Origin of the sequence: Aeoliella fuhlenseeensis (genome assembly GCF_052161615.1) — a bacterium.
Taxonomy (GTDB): domain Bacteria; phylum Planctomycetota; class Planctomycetia; order Pirellulales; family Lacipirellulaceae; genus Aeoliella.
Map to the genome: position 1 here is coordinate 3,239,499 of NZ_CP197417.1, position 21,613 is coordinate 3,261,111.

14 protein-coding genes are annotated in these 21,613 nt (G+C 59.1%); 1 reads left to right on the top strand and 13 read right to left on the bottom strand.

The annotated features are described in order from the left end of the window. Positions 1–36: 36 nt before the first annotated feature. From SH292x_RS12790 to SH292x_RS12830, 9 genes are all read right to left on the bottom strand, one after another. Positions 37–1,374, bottom strand: a complete 1,338-nt coding sequence (locus SH292x_RS12790; protein WP_442481393.1) for a Gfo/Idh/MocA family protein — start codon at positions 1,372–1,374, stop codon at positions 37–39. Between the two features lie 69 nt (positions 1,375–1,443). Next, the gene (locus tag SH292x_RS12795; protein ID WP_442481394.1) at positions 1,444–3,102 is read right to left on the bottom strand and encodes an FAD-dependent oxidoreductase; all 1,659 of its coding nucleotides are present in this window, start codon (positions 3,100–3,102) and stop codon (positions 1,444–1,446) included. A gap of 48 nt (positions 3,103–3,150) precedes the next feature. Then, positions 3,151–3,576: a hypothetical protein gene (locus tag SH292x_RS12800; RefSeq protein WP_442481395.1), complete on the bottom strand. Its 426-nt coding sequence runs from the start codon at positions 3,574–3,576 to the stop codon at positions 3,151–3,153. Between the two features lie 35 nt (positions 3,577–3,611). Next, positions 3,612–4,502 (bottom strand): DUF1559 family PulG-like putative transporter, encoded by an 891-nt coding sequence (locus tag SH292x_RS12805; protein ID WP_442481396.1) that lies wholly within the window; start codon positions 4,500–4,502, stop codon positions 3,612–3,614. A 52-nt stretch (positions 4,503–4,554) separates the two neighbouring features. Continuing rightward, a complete protein-coding gene (locus SH292x_RS12810) occupies positions 4,555–6,057 on the bottom strand; it encodes a PEP-CTERM sorting domain-containing protein (protein WP_442481397.1) in 1,503 nt (500 codons plus the stop codon). Between the two features lie 357 nt (positions 6,058–6,414). Next, on the bottom strand, positions 6,415–9,615 hold the full coding sequence (locus SH292x_RS12815) for an efflux RND transporter permease subunit (protein ID WP_442481398.1): 3,201 nt from the start codon (positions 9,613–9,615) through the stop codon (positions 6,415–6,417). A 19-nt stretch (positions 9,616–9,634) separates the two neighbouring features. Beyond that, complete coding sequence (locus SH292x_RS12820) at positions 9,635–11,017, bottom strand: efflux RND transporter periplasmic adaptor subunit (protein ID WP_442481399.1); 1,383 nt, start codon at positions 11,015–11,017, stop codon at positions 9,635–9,637. A 288-nt stretch (positions 11,018–11,305) separates the two neighbouring features. Further along, positions 11,306–11,455 (bottom strand): hypothetical protein, encoded by a 150-nt coding sequence (locus tag SH292x_RS12825; RefSeq protein ID WP_442481400.1) that lies wholly within the window; start codon positions 11,453–11,455, stop codon positions 11,306–11,308. A gap of 363 nt (positions 11,456–11,818) precedes the next feature. Next, positions 11,819–13,483, bottom strand: a complete 1,665-nt coding sequence (locus tag SH292x_RS12830) for a Na/Pi cotransporter family protein (protein WP_442481401.1) — start codon at positions 13,481–13,483, stop codon at positions 11,819–11,821. A gap of 125 nt (positions 13,484–13,608) precedes the next feature. Between SH292x_RS12830 and SH292x_RS12835 the strand changes: the two genes are divergently transcribed. Beyond that, on the top strand, positions 13,609–13,911 hold the full coding sequence (locus tag SH292x_RS12835; protein ID WP_442481402.1) for a hypothetical protein: 303 nt from the start codon (positions 13,609–13,611) through the stop codon (positions 13,909–13,911). A 14-nt stretch (positions 13,912–13,925) separates the two neighbouring features. Here SH292x_RS12835 and SH292x_RS12840 read toward each other — a convergent pair whose 3' ends face one another. From SH292x_RS12840 to SH292x_RS12855, 4 genes are all read right to left on the bottom strand, one after another. Continuing rightward, positions 13,926–15,377, bottom strand: coding sequence for a hypothetical protein (locus tag SH292x_RS12840; protein WP_442481403.1), 1,452 nt, complete (start codon positions 15,375–15,377; stop codon positions 13,926–13,928). Continuing rightward, on the bottom strand, positions 15,374–17,632 hold the full coding sequence (locus tag SH292x_RS12845; RefSeq protein WP_442481404.1) for an ABC transporter substrate-binding protein: 2,259 nt from the start codon (positions 17,630–17,632) through the stop codon (positions 15,374–15,376). The genes SH292x_RS12840 and SH292x_RS12845 overlap by 4 nt, the downstream gene beginning before the upstream one ends. Before the next feature lie 114 nt (positions 17,633–17,746). Beyond that, on the bottom strand, positions 17,747–21,019 hold the full coding sequence (locus SH292x_RS12850; RefSeq protein WP_442481405.1) for an outer membrane protein assembly factor BamB family protein: 3,273 nt from the start codon (positions 21,017–21,019) through the stop codon (positions 17,747–17,749). Positions 21,020–21,077: 58 nt separating this feature from the next. Continuing rightward, positions 21,078–21,572 (bottom strand): ExbD/TolR family protein, encoded by a 495-nt coding sequence (locus SH292x_RS12855; protein WP_442481406.1) that lies wholly within the window; start codon positions 21,570–21,572, stop codon positions 21,078–21,080. Between the last annotated feature and the right edge of the window lie 41 nt (positions 21,573–21,613).

Genomic DNA, 21,613 nt, shown 5'->3' on the forward strand with positions numbered 1-21,613 from the left:
GGGCACCGGACGGAGTTTGATAGCTGAACCTGTGATCTAGACCTTGATAGCGTACGGCTCGCGCTGTGGCCGCGACACGAGGGCCGCGGCTTGATCGTCGCCGACGAACTTTTCCGCCGCGGGATCCCACTTCAAAGGCCGCTGCAGCATCAGGGCGATGTTGGCTAGATGGACCGACGACAGGCAGCGATGGTTGGTGTAGGGATCGGCGACCGGCTCGCCACGATCGCGAACGCACTCCATGAAGTTCTTAACGTGCGTCGTGACCGACTTGCCCTTGTAGAGTTTCTGAACCTCCGCATCGAGCCGCTCGTTATCCGCCGCGGTCAGTTCCTCGACGGGCTTGCCGGTGAGGCGGCGGCGATTCACGAAGATGCGACCGTCCGGGCCTTCGATAAGAATGCCGTTCGATTCGTCGCCCTCTTGAACGTGAATCGTCGAGCCATTTGCAAACTTGAGGTCGACGTGGAAATCGACGGCCGTGTTGTAGCAGTTTGGTAGCCGCGCCTCCCCTGCGAAGAAAGCGGGGAAGTCGAAGTCCTCGGGAATAATCGGGATGTTACCACCGGTGGGGATGATGTCGGTGGGTCCGGTCTCTTGGCAGCCGATGAGCCACTGCGAGATGTCGATGTGGTGCGCCCCCCAGTCGGTCATCTTGCCACCCGAGTACTCGAGCCAGTAGCGGAAGTTGCCGTGGCAACGCTGCTTGGTGAAGTCTACCGGCACCGCTTGTCCCAGCCACATGTCCCAGTTCAGCCCCGCCGGAGCGGACGACGTGGGGAACGGATTGCTAGTGTGCCCGGGACCCAGCGAGCAGGTGAGCTTGAGCGGTCCGCCGAGGCGACCGCTCTGCGCAATAGCGATGGCTTTTAGGAATAGTGGACTGCTTCGCTGCAAAGTGCCGACCTGAAACACACGATCCGTTTCGCGAGCCACTTTGCAGATTTGCTGCCCCTCTTCGATGGTCAGCGTCATTGGCTTTTCGCAATAGACGTCCTTGCCGGCTCGCAGGGCGTCGATAGCGATCTTCGCGTGCCAGTGATCCGGGGTGCCGATGGTCACCACGTCGATGTCCTTGCGATCGAGGACGTGACGATAATCTTCGTGCGCCGTGCAGCCAGGATTCTGGGAGGCGAACGCCGTACGATGCGACTCGTCGACGTCGGCACAGGCAAGCATGTTGCCCACCTTGGCAATCTCGTTGCCAAGGCGGGTTCCCCGACCTCCCACGCCAATTGCACCAATGCCGATCTGGTCAGAGGGGGCGTTCGCGGCGAGCGCACTCGACGTGAAGAGGTAGGGAACCGCACCTGCTGCCACAGTTCCAGCGGTGGCTTTTAGGAAGGTTCGGCGTGTTGCGTGATTGACGGACACTCGGCAGCTCCTCGATCTAACAAAACTCTGTTGCGGGGGGGGATCGCAAGTGCGACTGAAATCTCTCTCTTATTCCAACACTTGGCCATCGGCCACCAGCCGCTGGCGAAGCCGATCATACGGCAAGTCTTGAACGGCCACGTCTTCGTCGATCGCCATGACGGCGGCCGTCGCAGCGCTCTGGCCGAGGACCATGAACACGGGCTCCATGCGGATCGAACCAAACGCGATGTGGCTACTACTCACGCACACGGGCACCAGCAAATTGTCGCACTCGCCTCGCTTGGGAACGAGCGAGCCGTAGGAAATGGAGTACGGACCGCGAGTACTCGCTCCGATGTCCCCTTCATTCTGGACATACCCTTCGGGCGTGACATAACGCTGAACGTTGTGCGAATCCATGCCGTACGACCCCATGCCAACGGAGTTCGTGATGGGCTTGCGTTTCAGCAGCTCGTTTTCGGTCATCACCTCTTCACCCACCATGCGTCGTGCTTCGCGAACGTAAAGCTGATGGGGCCAGTGGCCGTTGTCGACGAACTCGTCCTTCGCCAGACCCCACCGGTTCATCTCCTGCCGCACTTCTTCGGGGACGCGGGGATCGGTGGCGATGAAGTACAACAGGCCCTTCTGGTACGCCTCGTGCTCCGCGATGATTTCGGCCCGGCGTTCGTAGCTCGCGTCGGGGTAGTCGTAGTTGAAGCCGATGTTATCGGTGCTGAAGGGACCGTGGTTATTGGTGTCGGTCTTGCGGTTCGGCAGCGGGTCGAACTTCTCGAACGTCTCGTCCCAACCCGCCTCGTAGATGCGGGCGAGCAGCTCGTACTGCGCAGGGTCGTATCCTTTGGGCTTGGTGAATGGCACACGGTTGTCAGGATCGTCGGTCAGGCACATGCGAAAGCAGTACGCCTGCACGCGATGGTCCGCGGCGCCGTACTCACCAGGTGGATCGGCACTAATTCGCGGCAGCAGACCGCTCGTTGGATCCCCTGGCGTCACGTACGGATCGACGGGGCGATCGAGGTAGCCAAAGTGGTGGCGGTGGTGTAAAACGCCGACCTGCACGCCATTCCATTCTTCGTTGTAGGTATCACGCGACTCGCGTCCAACGGCGTAAGTCACTCCGGCGGCGGCCATCAAATCGCCTTCGTAGGTGGCGTCGATGAACATCTGCCCTTCGTACCTGGTGCCATCGAGTGTGGTGAGCGCCACGATTCGCGAGCCCTTCTTCTCCACGCCTTTCTCGCGGTCCAGGAGCGCCCCGCGAACTACCGGCACTCCTTCCTGTTCCACCCAGTCGTCGTAGATCTTCTCGGCCACGTGCGGCTCGAAGAGCCAAGCGGATGGCGCGGGATGCAATTCGGTAGCGGGTTCGAAACCCCGCTCGCCGTACGCCTCGCGCGTCTGCTGTTTCCAGGCTTTAGGGTCGTCGTACGCCTGAGCGACTCGGGCGTAGAACTCTCGGGCGAGGCCGCCCACTTTCTCCTTGCGCCCGCTGTCGGTCCAGCCCAGGCCACCGCTAGTGAGCCCGCCTAAGTGTTTGTCGGGGCTAACCAGAACAACGCTCTTGCCCATCGCCTTGGCTTGAAGCGCCGCGGTCACGGCACCACTAGTTCCGCCGTAGACCACGACATCGTAACGTCTCGCGGATTCGTCCGCTCGCGATGGCGTCGCCAACGGGCCGAGGGCGAGGGTGAGAATGGCCAGGGCTAAAGTTTGTTTCTTCATAACACACGCTGATGCAAGCAAAAGGGGCGAGGAGTTCTCGACGACGACTCAGACCTCGGGTACAGGGAGCGTGCTCTTTACGGACGACGCAGGGATCGCAATTTCCGCCGTGTAATCGTCGTTGGGGAGATCGAGTTCCAGCTTGTGGTTGATGTAAAGAATGTTGCCCGGCTTCTTCGGGTCGGGACCAACTTCGCCGCTAATAGTGAGTACGTGGGGTCCGCCAACCATCCCCTTGCCTGAATCAGCCGTGCTGAACTGTCCTTGCGTCACTCTGGCGAAAGCCTGCGGTCCCTTGTTCTGTTTCGCGATGTCGGGATCGAACACGACGACTCCCGAGGCGATCGGTTGCCCCTCGAAAGTCACGGTGCCATCGACATCGTGACGGACTGGTCCGTTGGATCGTCCGCATCCCGTAGTAAAGATAGCAAGCAAGACGAGGGATAGAACATGAGTGGGGAGCTTGGTCAACATCGCTTTTTCTTGATGGATCACGCGGACAGAGGGGGCTACTCGTTGATCTTGACTTCTTCGCCGTTGCGACTGGAAAGGCCCCGGTACAGGCCAATATCGATATCTTCGTTTATGAATCGTACACTCGCATCGCACATGGCGAAGTTGGCGCCACCGGGATGCTCGCTGCCGAAGGCCACGTCGTTGAACTGTGTCGCTACGCCGTTGATGGCATTGAAGACATTTTTCGAACCGACCACCGCCTTATTCTCGAACCCACGAAGCCATGCTCGGAAACAAGGGGCATCGTTCCAGGACAGTTCGCCAAGCAGTATGGTGTTGGACGTGCCATCGATAATGTCAGCGAATCGTGTTTTGGTATTCGCTCCAAGGACGCCTTGCACCGAGATTTCACCCTGGCTCCAGTCACTAACATTGGGTGCGGAAAGGACGTCGTAGTTGACACCAGTTTGCGGATTTTGTCCCTTCGGCCCCATGTTTCCGTAGTAGTGGAGGGTGAAGAGAGCGGTATTCGGCTGATTGACGGTTGTCCCACTAGGACAATGAAAGACTGGCACCCGCATCTCGTTCACCACAAGATTGTTGGTCTTAGAGTCGACCCAACTCCATGAATGCTTGAGATCAACCAGATCCTGAAGGTTTTGCTGCTCCATGAACGGGAGCACAAACGCCGACCAAGCAAGGCGAGGGATGGCACCCTCACCCGTGCTCGCCACGCCCAGACCACCAGCCGGCAATCGCTTGTAGGTGTCATGGTGGTTATGCAGAGCGATGCCCAGCTGCCGCATGTTGTTGAGGCACTGGCTGCGACGGGCGGCCTCCCGGGCCGCCTGAACGGCGGGCAGCAGCAGGGCAACCAGCACCCCGATGATGGCGATGACCACCAACAGTTCGACCAGAGTAAATGCGTTACGGCGTGACTTCATGGATCGACATCCTAAAGTGCAGATTGGAAAAGACTGGATGACGCCAGCCCGTCTAGGCTTGGCGGCGCACCAAGAGCAAGAGTCCGCCCACCGCCAGCAGTAATACGGCCGAGGGTTCCGGCACAGTCGAAGTCGACAACATGGGCGTCGACTCGCCAAAGTTCGCCTTCCACTGATTGTACTGATCGGTGCCAATGGTGCCGCCGATCTCGTCGTTGGGCAGGGCAACCGTCGAGACGAGGTTGTCTCGCCAGACGGTGTAGTCGGCGAGATTCACCATGCCGTCGTTGTTATAGTCGCCCGCCAGCCCACCACTTCCGGGTAGCTGCGTGAGCGTTCCACCCAGTACGGTGCCCAAAATGCTACCGGATCGGTAGTAGAGATTGAGTCCGTTGAGGTCGAGTGTGCTACCCGCCGTTAAGTTGAGCTGGTCGACGTAGAGCGCCTGCGGGGTAGCTTCAGGGCCACCATTCAGCAGTAGGTCGGAAAGCTTCAAGTTGCCGATCGTCGCACCCTGTCCAATCGTTAGCCCGCCCAGGGCGAAGTTATTCGTGTAGCCCTCTTCGACGGCACCCATATCAGCACCGGCGATTTCGAATAGCCCTGCTTGCGCCCCAGCGAGGTCGCTACCGGCGAAGACAAAAGTCGTATTCGACAGCTCTGCCAAGCGGGTAGCGTTTGCGATGTCCAAGCTGTTCTGGTGATAGACGTTCATGTTGAAGAACGGGCTCTCAGTATCCAGGATCAAGGAGCCGGTACTGGCCGTGAACTTCACCACGCTACCGGGCACAGCTTCCCAGTAGGTATTGTTTCCCAGCGACAAGCTAGCTCGCACCGTGACGTCCGCAGCGGCGTCCGTTATTCGAAACTTGGCTTCGTTGCTACCTCCGATCGACATCGCGAGCGTGTCCAGCTTAGCGCTGCCGATCTCGTAGAGCGCGGTACCTGCGCCGGCGCTCGGAAAACCAACGTAGGTGGTCTGGGCCACAATGACTTCACCGCCCGTCTGGAATACCTTGCCGAACGGGTCACGGGTGGGAAGAGTGGAGTTCGAGGCACCCTGCATCACCGAGAAGTTGGTGCCGACGTTAATCTTACCCCCGGACAAATTGATGGTGGCTTGGCCATCCCGTTCAAACACACCAACCCGAAGTGCTGCTCCGACACTGAACTCACCCGCGCTGACGTTTAGTACGGCTGTTCCGAAGCGACCGAGGTCAGTGGCTTGGGTACCGGTATAGCTGAGCGTTCCGCCGGTGACGTTGATGGTCACATCGGACCCCAGTCCACCGGCGATCTGTGATGCACCGCCGTCGAGCAGAAGCGAGCCGCCCGTGGCGACTTCCATCGAGCCGCCAGAATTGGTATTCGCACCGAAGAGTATCCGGTCGGCCACCACGCTGCTGTCTACCAGAATCATCCCGCCGTTGGTAAGGCGGGCGGTGTCATCGGCGGTGGGGACTACGCCTCCTCCCCAGTTTGTCGTGTCGCTCCAGTTTCCAACGCCGCTGGCAACGGACCTGGACCAACTGATGTCGGCTGCCTTTGCAGACATGGCTTGGCAAGCCAGCAGGGACATTGCCCCAACAAGCAATAAGCGGAACATTTACTACGCGCCTGTGCTCCCTGGATCTGCCTCTTCGCGCGGCAATTACTACAAGCGGGTCGACGTCCTGATACCCGGGAGTCACTGGATCGATCAGTCGGTCGCAGCCGCACGCGAGGCGTGGCATTAGAAGCGGATGAGCCATGAGTCGCCAACGAGTGGCGGTCATTAAACTTCAACATATCCGCTCGGCATATGACGCCAAATGTCCGAGGAACTTGTTGGCACGTTTTTGCGTATCTCCGCGGCCACCCCCCAACGCCTACGGACTGCGCAACTCCGCAACGCGAGGCTTTTCGAGGGCCCTTATCGAAGGCTATCGCGGTCTTCTCCCTCTTTTGCTTCGTAGTCCATCCATATTGCCGCCTCATCCTGTTTGCCCACAACGCGGCTTGCCGAGTGGATGCCAAGCTTCCAGAAGAGCGCGGGGCGCACGAGGAACTCGAGCGCCGTGCTCGTCAGCAGGCCGCCGATGATGACCGTGGCCACGGGATAAAGGATCTCCTTCCCCGGCTCTCCAGCCGCCATGGCGAGTGGCAGTAGCCCGATGCCAGAGGACAACGCGGTCATCAGCACAGGCGCTAGGCGGTCCTTGCCGGCTCGTACGAGCATCTCCTCGGTCCACGACTCTCCTTCACACTCCACCAGATGCAGATAATGATTGATCAATAGGATGCCATTCCGCGACGCAATGCCGCAGAGCGAGATGAAGCCCACCATGCTAGCGATGGTGAGCGTCTGGCCCGTGAGGTACAGCGATGCCACGCTGCCGATGAACGCCATCGGTAGAGCCACCATCACTTGCAGCGCCAAGTTCGCCGAGCGGAACATCTTGTAGAGCAGTAGGAACATGGCGATGAGAGACACCACAAACAAGATGCCTATGGTCCGGGATGCCGACTGCTGGCTCTCGAACTGACCACCGAACTCCATAAAGTAGCCAGGTGGCAGTTCGGCTTCGATCGGCTTCAGCCGCGACTTGATGTCGTTCACCACGTCGACCAACCCCCGCCCGCTGACGTTGCATTGCACCACGATCCGCCGGCGAACTTGCTCCCGATTGACGGTGTTTGGTCCGGTGGACTTATAGATACTGGCTACGTCTTCCAGTTTTGCGGTACCTCCCTCGGGAAGGTCAATCCGCATTCGACGAAGGGCAGCGACGTCCTCACGGAACTCATCGCCCAGTCGAACCACGAGGTCGAAGGTTCGCTGCCCGTCGAGCACCTGCGACACGACCTGGCCCTGCATGGCGGTATCGACAAACTGATTGATGTCGCTGCGCCTAAGGCCGAGTTGCTTGAGGCTTTCGCCATCCGCCTCGATCCGCAACTGAGGTATCTCGACTTGCTGCTCAAGCTGCAGGTCGCGGATCCCAGGTACATCCGCAATCGCGTTCTTAATCCCTTCCGCTTGGCGGCGGAGTTCTTCAAGATCGTCTCCGTAAAGTTTGATAGCCACCTGAGCCTTCACGCCCGACAGCATGTGCGAGATAAGGTGGCCGAGTGGCTGCTCGACTGCGAACACGATGTCCTTGTTCGCCTCCAATATCTCGTGGATTTCGTCAATAACTTCTTCGCGGGATCGATCGCTCTTGGGGTCGACCGTCGCGACGAACTCCGTTACGTTCACGCCTTCGGCATGCTCGTCGAGCTCGGCGCGTCCTGTCTTGCGGACGATGGATACCAGGTCGTCCATCGCCGCGAGCTGTTGCTCGACGCGGGATGCGACGTTGTTAGAAGTGGCCAGCGAAGCGCCCGGGGGCTGCAGCACGTTGATCTGCACGGCACCTTCGTTAAATGGTGGCAGAAAGTCGCGCTCCAACTGCAGTAATCCCACAGCAGCAATCGCCACCATCGCCGTCGCGAGACCCAAGATCGGCCACGACAACCGCACACTGGCGCGAATTGCCACGTCCGCAATCGATTTGAGCACGCGCAATAGCGGTCCGTCCTTCTCCTCGCCCACGTGTTTGCTGCCATGTAGCAACCAAAAGCTGAGTACAGGCGTCACGGTTAGCGACACCAGCAGCGATGCCACCAGCGATACGATGTAGGCCACCCCCATCGGGCGGAAAAGTTGGCCCTCCATGCCGGAAAGTGCAAATAGCGGCAGGAACACCAGCACCACAATCGCCGTTCCGTAGACGATCGAGTTGCGGATCTCGACGCTCGCCTCGTACACTACGCGAAGGGGGTTTCTCGGTTGCGAAGCGGCGCGGTTCTCGCGAAGCCGGCGGAAGATATTCTCCACGTCCACAATCGCATCGTCCACCAACTCGCCAATCGCGACGGCCAGGCCACCAAGGGTCATGGTGTTTACCGACAGTCCGAAAAGTGCGAATACGATGGCCGTGATTGCTATTGAAAGCGGAATTGCGGTGAGGGTGATCAACGTAATCCGCAGGTTCATGAGGAATAGGAACAGAATTATCACCACCAGAATCGCGCCGTCTCGCAATGCCTCGGTGACGTTGTCGATCGCGAGGTCGATGAACTCGCGCTGCTGGTACAGCTCGGGAAGCAACCGCACGTCTTGCGGTAGCGAGGAGGCGATTGCTTTGAGTGCCTCGGTTACGAGCCGAGTCACTTCGCGCGTGTCTGCCTGGGGTTGCTTGAGAACGGTTAGCACGACCGCCGGCCCCCCCGCCATAGTGCCGTCCTCGGCACGTGCGAATGCTGCGCTGTCACCTCTTTTCACCTGCGGGCCTTCGACGATGTCGGCTACTTGCCCCAAGGTAATTGACTGCCCATCCCGATGTCGGACGACGATATCTGAAATCTCGGCAATCGTCCGAACGCGGCCAATGGAGCGAACGAGGAACTCCTCTGGGCCTTGATTGTCTAAGTAGCCGCCGGCCGTGTTCTCGTTGCTTTCTTTGAGTGCCTGGCTAACCTCGCTCAGCGTCACACCGTACTGCACCAAGCGATCGGGGTCGACCAGCACCTGAAACTGCTTTCGCTGTCCACCCATCACGATCACTTGCGACACGCCAGGGATCGTCAAAAGTCGCTGCCGGACTACCCAGTCGGCCTCGGTGCGAAGCTGCATCGGCGTCGTCTCGCCATCCGCGACCATACCGATCATCATGATTTGCCCCATGATGGACGAGATCGGCATCAACTGCGGGCGAACACCTCGCGGTAGCGAGTCGGAGGCGATAGCAAGCCGCTCGGCAACCACTTGGCGATCGACATAAATGTCGGTCCCCCAGTCGAACTCGACGTAGATCACCGATAGTCCGATGCCCGAAGACGAGCGAACTGCTTCGACTCCCGTTGCCCCGTTGAGCACTGACTCCAGCGGGAACGTTACGAGCGCCTCAACCTCCTCGGGAGCCATGCCAGGAGCTTCGGTCATAACGACGACGCGAGGTCGGTTCAGGTCAGGAAACACGTCGATGGGAAGTTGCATCGCCTGCCAAGTGCCGTAGCCCATGACGAACAAGGCGACGGCAATCACGAGCAGTCGGTTCTGCAGCGAAAATCGAATAATGGCGTTTAGCATAGTAGATGGGCCTCCTTGCCTAGTGGTTGTGTCCCGCGTGGGGGTCGATCGCACCACCCGACTGGTTCTTGAGGGCCAAGTGAATTTGATAGGCACCGCGTCCCGCGATGAAGTCGCCCTTAAACAGGGAGCCATCGTCCGCAATCACCACACTATCGCGGTCGCGATACTCTACATGGACGGGAACTTGTTCGAATCGATCGCCATGCTGGCGATATACGTACGCCTCGGCACCCTCGTCCACGACGGCTGCTACAGGCACAACGAGCCGGTTTTTCCAAGTTTCGACGGGCACTCGAAGTTGCAGACGCTGGCCTGGCTTGAACGCCCATTCGAGGAACCTCTTGCCATTGCCTGATGCCTTGTCGAGTGCCACCGAGTTCGGCAGTCGGACGTACACCTTGAACGCGCGCGACACCGGATCGATCTCGCTCGCGACGTACAAGATCTCCAGTCCCTTCAGCTGCTCGCCACTTCCGGATTTGTCGAGCAGCGTGGCGGACACCTCCCGGCTGTCTTGGGCAGCACTGCGAATCGCCGCGGCGTCGTCTTCGAACGCCAGGGCCTCGATGTGCAGTTCACAGTGATCGGCTAGCACCGCGAGTTCGCGGCCGATTTCGACGAGCTCCCCTCGCGCCACAGCCAGTCGCTGAAGCGTAAACAGATGGGGGCCCTCGCACGCTTCATCCGCGTCGCCATGCTCGGGGGTGCGAATGATAATGTTTTGAAACAACTGGCCCGTGGAGCGGACCGATTCGACCTGCTCGGCCGTCATGCCGTGGAGCAACATCGCCTGCTCGGCCGCACGCAGGGCCACGTCGAGCTTCTGCTTTTCGTACTCCTGGTCGAGTATTCGCTTGCCCGCGACCACGCCTTCGCCCAGCGCGCGGAGCCGGCTCAGCTCTTTATTCACCACATCGAGCGTTGCGAGCGATTCGAGAAACTCGCGCTGCGCGGAAACCAAGTCCTCGTGCGTCAGTCGCATCTCGAACAGCGGGTCGCCGGAATCAACGGCCTCACCCGTGACGCGGAAAATATTCGTCACCACTCCGGTCATGGGGGCGGTGATGTGGACCTGCGATCGGCCCGGCCGTTCGACCACCATCGCCGGCAGCGTCAACTGCCGAGTGTGATCGCCAAAGGCAATGGTGTAAGGCTCGTAACCAATGTTGCTGAGTGCCTGCGAACTAAGTTCAATCTCCCGTCCCTCGCCATGATCGTGGCCAGCGTGGTCATGCCCTTCATGGTCGTGGCCGTGATCGTCGACTTCGGTTGGTTCCTTAGGGGCAACGGCGCTATCTGGAATCCAGCGATCACGCGTGGCGTAGGCGAGCACTCCCAGCGTGGCTAACACCACAGCAAGGCCCAACCAAACGAATTGACTTCTATAAGGAGCGGACATGGGGTGTATCCTGAGGCTGCAACGATGGCAGAACGCGAAAATAGAAGAACCTGCCGCTAGGCGACTCGACGAGCGGAAGCGGACTGACCAACAGGTCAAATGGAAGCTCCGCTAGATAGGCCGCGAACGATTGCCACGGCGGACGGAACTTCAAAGTTGAGTCAACTCAGATGACGAGCACGCACTTCGCCAGGTGCGAGCGCACCGGTAGCGCACTGGCCTCGATAGAGCGCCGAATGCTTAACTCGCTAGCGTCACCTGCCTCGAAACGGGACGGGACGTGCGCCTCTAGGCCAAACGCAATCCAATCCACGCGGGGACCGAGCCAATCGATCTCGCTGCTCTCTTGAACGTGCCAAGCACATCGAGCGTGCTCGCAAACGTGTGGCGACTCAGGTGCTTCGTCGGCGGCCCCGCTTTGGTCTGGCGCCTCGCCATGCGAGTGACCGTGATGCGCGTGATGCGATCCTACGGTGTGGCAAAGGTCCGAGCATCCGTGCGAGTGACCCACCCCCTTCGAATGTCCACTGTGCCCGCAACACCCCACTATGGCATGCACCACGAGAGCGGCTGAAGTCAAAAGGTGAACGAAGAGCGCCATGACCGGTAGGTTATCGAAACCCGAGGCGGAGGAAAAGGCCATCAATCGCGACCGGCGAACTCAATCGGAGTTGGCTACCATCTATTATATCTCACTCCGGCCGAGGGGAAGCGCTGGAGCCTTTTTTTGGCCCGGTATTTGGCAGCTTCCGGTCGCCAACGTCCCGAATTGACTCCTTGCGACCGACATGCACGTCGGTCCTACTTCTCGCCCGAGATGGACTCGGCGACGTTTTGCGTATGGTCCAGCACCCGGACGTAAGCGTTCAGCGATGCCAGCAGCGCCACATTCACCAGCGGCGGCACCGTGCCTGTCGACAAATCGTCGAGATGCTGCCGGCGAAGTTGCTTGATATGGCTACGAATCCGCTTTGACGTGGCGCTCGTCTCCGTTTGGACGTTCCGATTGCCTTGTTTCAGTGCAACATTGACCGACGCGAGATGGGCAAGCAGCTCGGCGTTAAGACTATTGAGCCCACTCCGCTGATCGGGCGTAAATCGATGCCCATCGCGGCGCAACTTGCGATCAAACTCGTCGAGGTCGACGATGTAATCGCTGATCGACTCGAACTCGTCGGCCATGAATAGGTGCCGCCGTGCTTCATCCGCCACTTTGTGCGGCACGTTGCCGGACAGCAGATTAGTAATGAATACCGCGATCTCATCTTGAATGGAGTCGAGCACCTGCTCGCGACGTTTCAGGCGATTGGCGAGCTCCTTATCCGGGTCATCCTGGTCACGGAGTTCGACCAACCACGTCAGCATCTTCTCACAGCCGCTTCCCATCCGCTCGAGTTCGTGTTGCGACTGTTCGATGGCCAAGGCCGGAGTGTCCAGCATCCGGACATCAAGGTCTGTAAGATGTGCTTTTTCCTTGAAGTCCTTTGCGGGAACAATACGTTCCAGCAAACGGACGATCGCTGGAACAAAAGGAAGGAACAGAAGCGTATTGGCGATATTGAACATACTGTGTGTCGCCGCGATCGCCGCGGTAACGTGCGGGAACGTCGTTTCGCCGTCTACGACCTCCGTTACAGTTACGTCGTTGCTCAGTATCCACTGGATAAACCCGATGTACCATTGAAAGACCAACGTGATCCACAACACCCCGATAACATTGAATAGAACGTGGAAGTACGCCGCGCGTCGGGCATTGGTGGTCGTTCCCAGCGATGCTAGAAAGGCGGTGATGGTAGTGCCGATGTTCTCCCCCAGCACGAGAGCCGCCGCGGTGGGATAGGAGATTACGCCTTGGTAGGCCAGGGAAATCGTGATGCCTAGCGTGGCAGAAGAGGATTGAAGAACGGTGGTCAGAACGCAGCCGACAATTGCACACTGCAGGACGCCGAAGTAGCTATCGGCCTGAAAGCGATGGAACCACGCTTCGAAGTCAGGCATTTCCTTAATCGTAGCGCAGGCGTCTTTCATTAGCTCCAGGCCAAAGAACACCATGCCACACCCCATGACAACCATCGCCCAGTAGCGATAGCGATCGCCGCGCGAAAATAGATAGACAAATGCCGCGGCTCCCAGCATGGGCAATCCGTACTTGCCTATGTTAAGCACCAAGATCCAGCCCGTGATCGTTGTGCCAATATTGGCACCCATGATCACGCCCACCGCCTGAACCAATGTCATAATTCCGCTGTTAACGAATCCCACCACCATCACGGTTGTGATAGAACTGGACTGAACTACGCAGGTAACCAGTACACCGACCAAGATGGCTAGCAAACGATTGCTGGTAATCGCATTGATCATCTGCCGCAGCGTGTCGCCAGCCACGGCCTGCATACCCTCGGACATGTACTTCATGCCGAGCAGAAAGATCCCTAACCCACCAATGAGTTCGCAGACGAGTTGCACCAGAGAAGTAAAATTCAAAAGTCCGCACCCGAAAAGAAGTATTGTTAAGATTAGGTTAAGAGATTAACTTGCCTACGAGTATAAATAGCACTCGGACGTTTGTAACCCGGCAGGGAATATTTGCGGTGGAAAAGCAGTTGAAACCAGGAGATTGGGTCATTTACCGCAAACAGAAGCGGAGCACCTCGCCCGGTCCGCGGGCGAAACTGGTGTCCGCCGCCCCCCAGGGAGAAACCTACACCTACATGGTTGATAAGTTCTGGGTGGTCAAGCAGTTACAGGGGGACAAGCAGGTAGTGCTCGTGACCCGCACCGGAAAGCAGCACACGGTGGATCTATCGACCCCTAATCTTCGCCCTGCTCGCTGGTGGGAGCGTTGGATCTACCGGGATCGGTTTCGCGAAACCGAGTTGCTGCTAGAGAAGTAAGGCCGCCCAGCGTCTTACGGCCCGGTCGATGCCGAAGCCCCACCCGCCGCCTCGCGCTTGAGTTCCTGCACCAAACCAGGAGCAAGAAACTCGGCTAGCACGTCCCGCGTCTGATTGAACATCTGCTCGATCCTCGCTTGGATCTTCGGATCGCTGCTGGTGACGAGGCGCTCCTGCTGACGAATCCGCTGCTGCTCGAACTCGGTGGCGGATGGCATGCCCTCTAGCTCGCGGATCAGTGCGTTCGCGCCTTCAAGATCGCGTGCCTTGATCTTCACGCGAATTCGCGAGGCCAGGATGTTCCGCCGCGCCACTAGGTCGATCAATTCCTCATGGATACCGGCGAGTTTCCCCTCGGCTTCCAGCCGCTTGCGGTCGTCGGCTAAGGGAGCATTCACTACGCCATCCACGCCCGGAACAACGGGGATCTTTGCAATCCACTGACCGCCGCTTTGGATCATGGCAATCTGGATTGGAGTCTTTCCGGATGGGATACTGATTGCTCCGTCGTCGTCCGACTTGCCGATAAATTCATTCTCTTCGCTGTCCGAATCACGGCGATAGACACGGAAGCCAGCCAAGGGCTCGTCGTCGCTGGCCCGCGAATGCAGCCGAAGTTGAGTGGTCGCACCTGAAGGACGGACGATTGTCGCAAGTTGGTCGATGCGGCCTCGCTGTCGAGTGCCGAGCGGGGCCTTGGTGTGGCTTACTATCGTTGCCGTAGGCGATTCGCCCTCATCGAGCGTCAGGTAAGTCCACGCAACGGGCTGAATACCATCTTCAACGGGGAGGCCATCGCGGTCCGTGCGACGAAGATAAGGACGCATCACTTGCCCAGGCGACACCAACTCCGACTGCCCCTCCACACGAGGAAGCTTCGAACCGCGGAACTGAAGCTCGACCTTTGTAGGGTCTTCGCGGTTCACTCGAAATGTGGCCATTGGGGTGAATGCCTCGCACACTTGGCTGAATGCCAACTCGGGCAGCTCTGCACCTTCGCGAGTGGTAGCCCGCCAAATGGGTCCCCATTTCTCCAGTAGGGAATCGTACTCTTGGGCGAGCACTTCGAAGCCAATCTTCGACTCCTTGAGCTGGAGCACGATTAACTTGTCGAACTCTCGGCGAGCTGTCGACAAGGCCTCGTCCGACAGGGCCACGATTTCGGATTTGGTGGGACGCTGCGATCCCGGAGGGAGTGCGTCAATTGTCAGCCGCCACATCGGCCCGAACGAGCTTCGCGCTCGCGAACGCAAGTGCACGGGGAGCGTGTCTGCGAGCCGTGCTTGCCAGGACGCTGACAATTGATCGTCGAGCAGAACCTGAACACGGTAGGGCGAAACCTCCCAGTAGCGATCCACCGTCGCGGCCTGCGAATCTCCTAGGGCGCAAGTGAAGGCTAACGCGAGGAAAAACCACACGTGACTTGCCACGACGGGAAGTTCGAACTTGCAATCACGATAGTTCACAGTCGCTCTGCCTTGTACTCGAGTTGCCAATCGGCGAGATCCTGGAACAGTTGCACCGGCTGCGGCGAGATGCCGCTGAGCTCCTGGCGGTACGCGAAGTAATTCACTGTTTGCCACAACGGAATCACGGGGAGGTCGGTACTGGCGATATCGTGAATCTCGTAAAGTCGAGTACGGACATCGTTCCAGTTGCGGGCGGCATCCAGCCGGTCCAGGGCGAGACGCATGACATCGCTCGCTCCGCCAAGCACTCCTTCGGACCCCAGCAATCGTCGCGCATCGGCCACCGGCTCCCAAGCGCTAAGTTCAACGTACTTGAGATCCACCAGTTCGTCCGCCTTCTGCATTTCTTCCGTCGACAGCTCTATGACCTCAATGGGAATCCCTATAGCGTTGAGGTCCTTCGCAATCTCCGTACAGGCAGTTCGTGCTACGGCGTCTCTCGAGTGTCCCAGTTTCAGCGTCGGCATTGGCGCGTCTCCAGGCTCTTTGACGCCGGCGGCCTTTTGAACATTATTCCAAGCGGCGTTCGACAAAACGATCGCCATGTACGGATCATAAGGCCGGGGATCGATCTGTCCGTTGTAGCCGTAGCGAATGGGATCACTCCGTTCGATACCGGCGGGAAATGGACCGCTTACTGTTTGGAAGCCTGGCGTTGCCCGTCCCGCCAACAAGACCTTATTAACAAATCGTTCGCGGTCCACGCCGTAGCAAAGCGCTCGGCGAAACTCCCGTTGCTCCGTAAGCGGCGAGCGGCCCGTGGGAACCAATGCGTGCGTCGTCGGCAATCGATAACTATCGACCACCACACCGTCGGCCGCCTTCAACGTTTCCACCTGCCAAGGGGGGATGCGATCGACCACGTCCACTGCGCCCTGCGTTAACGCACTCAGTAGCTTATCGTCGTCTTCGAAGACTCGTTCATGCACTTCGGCAATCGCACCGCGGCGGTCCCCTTGCGATTCAAAGCGAATTAAATCGTCCTGCCGCTCGGCCATTTCGAATCTCCCGCGGTCGCTTGCGGCGGCAAGTGCGCTCGACATGGGCAGTGTGAGAAGCGATTCGGGGCGGACGTGCGGGTGGGGAAACTGAAGTCGCACGTCGCCGGGGTATTCTACGGTTACCTGTTTCAAGAGGTCGGCAAGCTGCGGACTGGCCGCGCCGCTCGACAGGTTCGCGGCGTCCAAAAGTTGCCGAGCCAGAGCCGAGGAAGCAAGGCTTACGTCCATCGGAGACGTCGACTGAGGGTCGGCTAGTTGGAACAATAGCTCCATACCCGAAGGGTTCAACTCAAGCTGCCCCAGCGATGACAGGTACTCGCCCCCTTCGGCGGTGTAGCCTCGCAGTTCGACGATCGTCGGGCTGACCAAGGCGGCGGCCCGCGCCGAGGCTGGACTGTCGAGACGATGCTCCGGCTCAGCGGGCGAGCGTTCGAGCACACCCAACGTCACGACGGGATGCTCGCGCTGAATGCGGGACTGCAACTCCTTCACGCCGGCAAGTTCGGGCCACACGCCGACGGCCTGGGCAAGTGCCGTCCGCGCAGCTAGATACTGGCCCTGATTGGCAAGTCGCTGCGCTTCGGCCATTTGCGCGGCAGCGGCACGCTCGAATTTCTGCCGCCACGCACCAACCACCGAGACTTGCAGACCTTTGAAGGTCTGAGCAACCACGTCCAGGGTCATGCGAGCAGCTCTGTAGTTCTTCGCCTGCAGGTACTGCTCGATGATTTTTCCTGCGACGGTGTCTACAGCACTGGCAAGTCCATTGGCTTTTGGCGAACGTTCGTACAAGCTGCCGAGGATCGCGAGCGACCGGTCGTACTCACCAGCTTTAAACGCGGCCAACGCGTTGGCTTGCAGATAACGAGCCACGGCTTCATCGAGCCTGCGCGTCTGCGGGGCTTTGTTGAGCAGATGAGCGTAGTAAGGATAAGCCGCGTCAAACTCGCCGGCCTCCGATAGCCGAACGGCTTCCTGCAAGATCATGTCCTCGAACAAGTCGATTCGAGCGATACCCGTCCAAGGGATCGAGTACTCGGCAGTCGCGACTTTGGCGTCGAGTAACCGTACGGCTAGATCGCCACCTGCTGGCATCACCGATGGAGCATTGCGCGAGCCGTCGGGAAATCGCATCGGCATAACCGACACCGACTCGCCCGATTTCAGCACCACCCGATCGAATGGCGGCTGCATGTAGAGCGGGCCATTATCACCGGCTTGCCCGGACACCGTCTGGGGTAGGCACACCATCGCCGTGGCCATAAGCAGGGCGGCAACGATTAATCGGCGGTGAAACAGCGATGAAACCAACTTGCAATCCGAGTTCAGAGTGTTTTCCAGCGGCTACCTTGGCAACTCATGCCACTAAGGTGTTTCGAGTACCAGCAGTGTGCTATCTTCCGCCGCGACTACCAAGCGATTGTTGAGCAGCACTGGTCCCGCCGCGATGGGCTCGCCAGCATCAATGCGTCCCTGCTCGCTACCATCGGCGAGGCTCAGCTTCAGCACAGTGCCATCTTGCGACGCAACGTAAACCTGTTCGCCCACGACGAGCGGCGGACCGGCAAGTTTCGCCACGTTCAGAGGTACTTGCCACGCAACTTTCCCAGCCCCATCGATTGCGAGCAGATTCTCCGCTGTTGCCGCGAGCACCACACCACCTGCGCGGAATGGCCCCCAAAGGACACTTGCGCCGGGGCTTACTGGCTCGCCTGGCTCAAGGCTGGGCAGCTGAAGGACCACCAGCTGGCCAGTCTCCGCTAGCGCGACTGCGGCGCCGTCGATGGCGACAAATCCGCTCGCCAACGGTGCAGCGCTCAAGTTCGCCTCGGCCATAGGGGTAAGCGATCCACCAGGCTCCAGATCGAGTAGATAGACCTTTGTCACGCCATCGGTGATCAGCACCTGACTCTCGTCGATCGCGGAGGCTGGCTTCCATTCGACCGATCGCCCCGCATCGAGTGGCGGTTGGAACGGGGCAGCTAGGGGCTTACCCGATTTGGCGTCGAGGGCAAATACTTGGCCAACGGACAAAGGGGCGATCCATCCTTCACCAACTGCCGTAGGACGGCACGCGAGCGGCGACGGAAGCGCCACCTTAGCCAATGGTTGTGCTCCACTAGGAGAGTAAAGCAGCACGTGTGCCACGCCAGGCGAGGCAAACACCGCGGCACCACCCGACAACAGCTCGCCGTACTGATAAATGGTCGGAACCGTCTCTTCGGTTGGTTGCGGAAGCGCTTCGTTCTGCACCCGTGTGCGAATCGCGTTGGGGTCGAAGCGGAACACCTGCCCATTGGCATCAGCCAGAAGTAGGGCCACGGGTTCCGTACTCGCCAGTGGATCGTCGGCTGGCGGGGCACCGATGTCCGTTTCCCACATGGGCGCCCCGTTACTCACGTTCGAGGCGGCTACCGTAAAGCCCGCATAGCGGCGACGGGCACGCGTGTGAAACAACACGCCATCTCGCACCTGAAGCGGTGCAACGTACTGCGAACGATTGAAGTCGTCCTCCAGCGCACTGACGGTGAGTCGATTCCCTGCAGGAGCGACTGTGTACTTCGACAGCGCGTTCTCCGCCAGCCAAATGTTTCCTTCTTGAACCAACGCGTAGCGTACTGCGGGCTGCGAACTTCGTGCGGCGCGGCTGGCGAGCAGCGTCATGGGCTCACCCTCGGCACCCACGCTCACGTCGTAAACAGCAACTTCGCCCCGATCCGTGACAAACGTTACGCGTCGCCCCTCGACCATCGGCTGCGTGACCACCCGCCCTGTTACACGTTCCTCCTTCAAGACGCGCGACAGCGCGCCATTGGACTCCGTCGAGTAGAGACGGATCTTCGATGTGTCGGACCCTTCATTCTGGGCAACAAGCACCTTGTCCAGGACTACCGCCGGCGGAGCGACTATCGCACCACGATCGTGATTCGAGTAGAAGACGCCAAGGCATGTGTAGTCGGCTAATGAAACGGTGTAGATACTCGACCGTTCGCCCACGACGTAGGCAACCTTCGTTTGCAGGTTCACCGCCGGTGAAACACGAAGCGGCTGTGCGAACTGAACGAAGCCTTTCTGGTTGCCCGTGTTTCCGTCCACGACATACAACTTGCCCGATGCACCAGCAAGCAACACGACTTCGCCTGCAACCACAGGGGCGGCGACTTCGTCGTCGAGCACGAGTCGCCAGAGCGGGTTCCCCGTAGCAAGTTCCACCCGCATTAAAGTTTGCTGCGGCTTGTTTTCCGCACCTGCTCGCCACTGAAGCAACAAGACATCGCTGCCGATGCTTACCGGATTAGTCGGCGATAGAGACGGGCCCGTGTATTTTCGCCACAGAACGCTTCCCGACCCTGCATCGATTCCGTAGGCCGCGCCACTCACTTGGACGCAAATCGGGCCAGTGGCAGGCGATGTGCCTGGCACTCTGCGGTTCGCTACCGCTAGTGCCGCCACCACGCTACCTGACTCGGCCCCCGCCTGGGCGTTCACGGACTCTTCGACGAAGCGAATGTTCTGCTGCTCCGCGGCAGAGATTTTCGCCAGCGCCTCGGCGAGCCGCTCATTGCCGATCAAAGAGGGATGTTTCTCCAGTAATTCCTCTTGCGCGGTAAACGCGACGGACGTCTGCCCATCGGCGACCGACTTCTCCATCGCGGCCAAGGTCACTTCGAGATCCGTCAGCGATTGCTGACGGCGTTCGATGCGGTCCAGCGTTTCGCGGATGCCCTCGAGTTCTGTCGTATCGCGGCGCGACTTCGGAATGTACTTGGTATTGTTGGTCCACCCGAGCGCAGTTTTGGCTTTGTCAAATACCTTTTGCGTATCTTCGATACTTTCACTCTTTTCAGCCTGGTCGGCGAGTCCGCGGGCAATTCTTGGCAATAGATCGCTCAGGTCTTCTTCCGCTCGGTTGAAGTCTCGCTCCAAATCGATGTCATTAAGTTCCTTCTCGGCAGTATCGAAGGCGACTTCAGGGCCACCCGTCTCTAACAGATTGCGGATGCGAGCCATCGCCAGCTCCACGCGGGCTTGGCTGTGCTCGGCATGATTGGGATAGTCGGCGTCGAACTTCTCGTAATTGGCGATGGCGTTGCTGTAGGAGCCAGCTTGCATCGCGTCGCGCGCCGCCGACAGGACGTTATCCGCGTTCTCGGCGAACATGATGTACCAAATGAGCGTGCCGACGATGACCATCAGCACCAACGATCCGCCACCAATCAGCAGCAGGGGCGAGTCCCACTCGTTGTCGTTCTTCCCCTTCTTTTTCTTCTTCTTTTTCTTGGACGATTTCGATTCGGCGGGGGCTTCCGCTGTCGGGTCGGCGAAACCACCACTCGACTCTTCCATCGCCCATTCCGACGAGCTACTCATGTCCTGCAACTCGTCCATCGGCAAGTTAATTCCCGACGGATCGGCGGCCGGCGCGGGGGGAACAGGCTTGATCTCGCCACCCGCGGCGAGTGCGCTCATGATGTCCTGCTTGGACGCCACCCCTTTTTCGATTAAGAAACGCGCGAGCGACTTTGCCGTCAATGGCTTTGCGCCGCTGGCGGCTACCTTCTTGCGAAGCTTGTCAGCCGTCGAACTGGGGAGCACCCCTTTCGCTTCGAGTGCGTCAATAAATTGGTCGGCGGACATCGAGTCTCTTGAGTCTGGAACTAGCTAGGGTGAGTAAACGCACTTTTATCGCAACGCCTTAAAAATCTTCGTCGTCCAGGACTGCCACACTCACTTCATTGACCTGTGCAGCCGAGCCAGCATCGATGGCGTCCACCAACTTCTCGTACACCGCGTCTTCGTGGGCCTGAATCATCATTTTCGCCGGGCCAGGAGTTCCATCCTCTCCTTCCTTCGCCTGTCGGACCTTAGCTCGCATGTCGAGCGACGACTGTGCCTTCTGCTCCTCCGTCCACAGCGGGGCACCGATCCAAAACACGTTGTCAGCATCAATACGAACAACGATCGAGTCCTTCTCGATGTCGTCCACCTGCACGGCCGACACCTCTTCGTCTTCGCGAATCGGCGGGATCTTCAACGACTTCTGCAGCGCGAACGCCGCGGTGACCATGAAGAAAATGAGCAAGAGAAACGTCACGTCCACCATCGGCGTCAAATCCATCTCGTCGTCCGTGCGCTTCTGTGGCGCCGGCGGCTTGTAGTTGTCGACGTCTTCGATCAATTCCGTGGACATGCAAACTTCAGTAGATGGAACTTGTTAGTGAGGCGGGCTTC

Coding starts and splice junctions, on each gene's coding strand:
- SH292x_RS12855 (WP_442481406.1), bottom strand. CDS start 21,572: ATGTCCACGGAATTGATCGAAGACGTCGACAACTACAAGCCGCCGGCG.
- SH292x_RS12815 (WP_442481398.1), bottom strand. CDS start 9,615: ATGCTAAACGCCATTATTCGATTTTCGCTGCAGAACCGACTGCTCGTG.
- SH292x_RS12820 (WP_442481399.1), bottom strand. CDS start 11,017: ATGTCCGCTCCTTATAGAAGTCAATTCGTTTGGTTGGGCCTTGCTGTG.
- SH292x_RS12805 (WP_442481396.1), bottom strand. CDS start 4,502: ATGAAGTCACGCCGTAACGCATTTACTCTGGTCGAACTGTTGGTGGTC.
- SH292x_RS12850 (WP_442481405.1), bottom strand. CDS start 21,019: ATGTCCGCCGACCAATTTATTGACGCACTCGAAGCGAAAGGGGTGCTC.
- SH292x_RS12795 (WP_442481394.1), bottom strand. CDS start 3,102: ATGAAGAAACAAACTTTAGCCCTGGCCATTCTCACCCTCGCCCTCGGC.
- SH292x_RS12825 (WP_442481400.1), bottom strand. CDS start 11,455: ATGGCGAGGCGCCAGACCAAAGCGGGGCCGCCGACGAAGCACCTGAGT.
- SH292x_RS12845 (WP_442481404.1), bottom strand. CDS start 17,632: ATGGTGTGCCTACCCCAGACGGTGTCCGGGCAAGCCGGTGATAATGGC.
- SH292x_RS12810 (WP_442481397.1), bottom strand. CDS start 6,057: ATGTCTGCAAAGGCAGCCGACATCAGTTGGTCCAGGTCCGTTGCCAGC.
- SH292x_RS12800 (WP_442481395.1), bottom strand. CDS start 3,576: ATGTTGACCAAGCTCCCCACTCATGTTCTATCCCTCGTCTTGCTTGCT.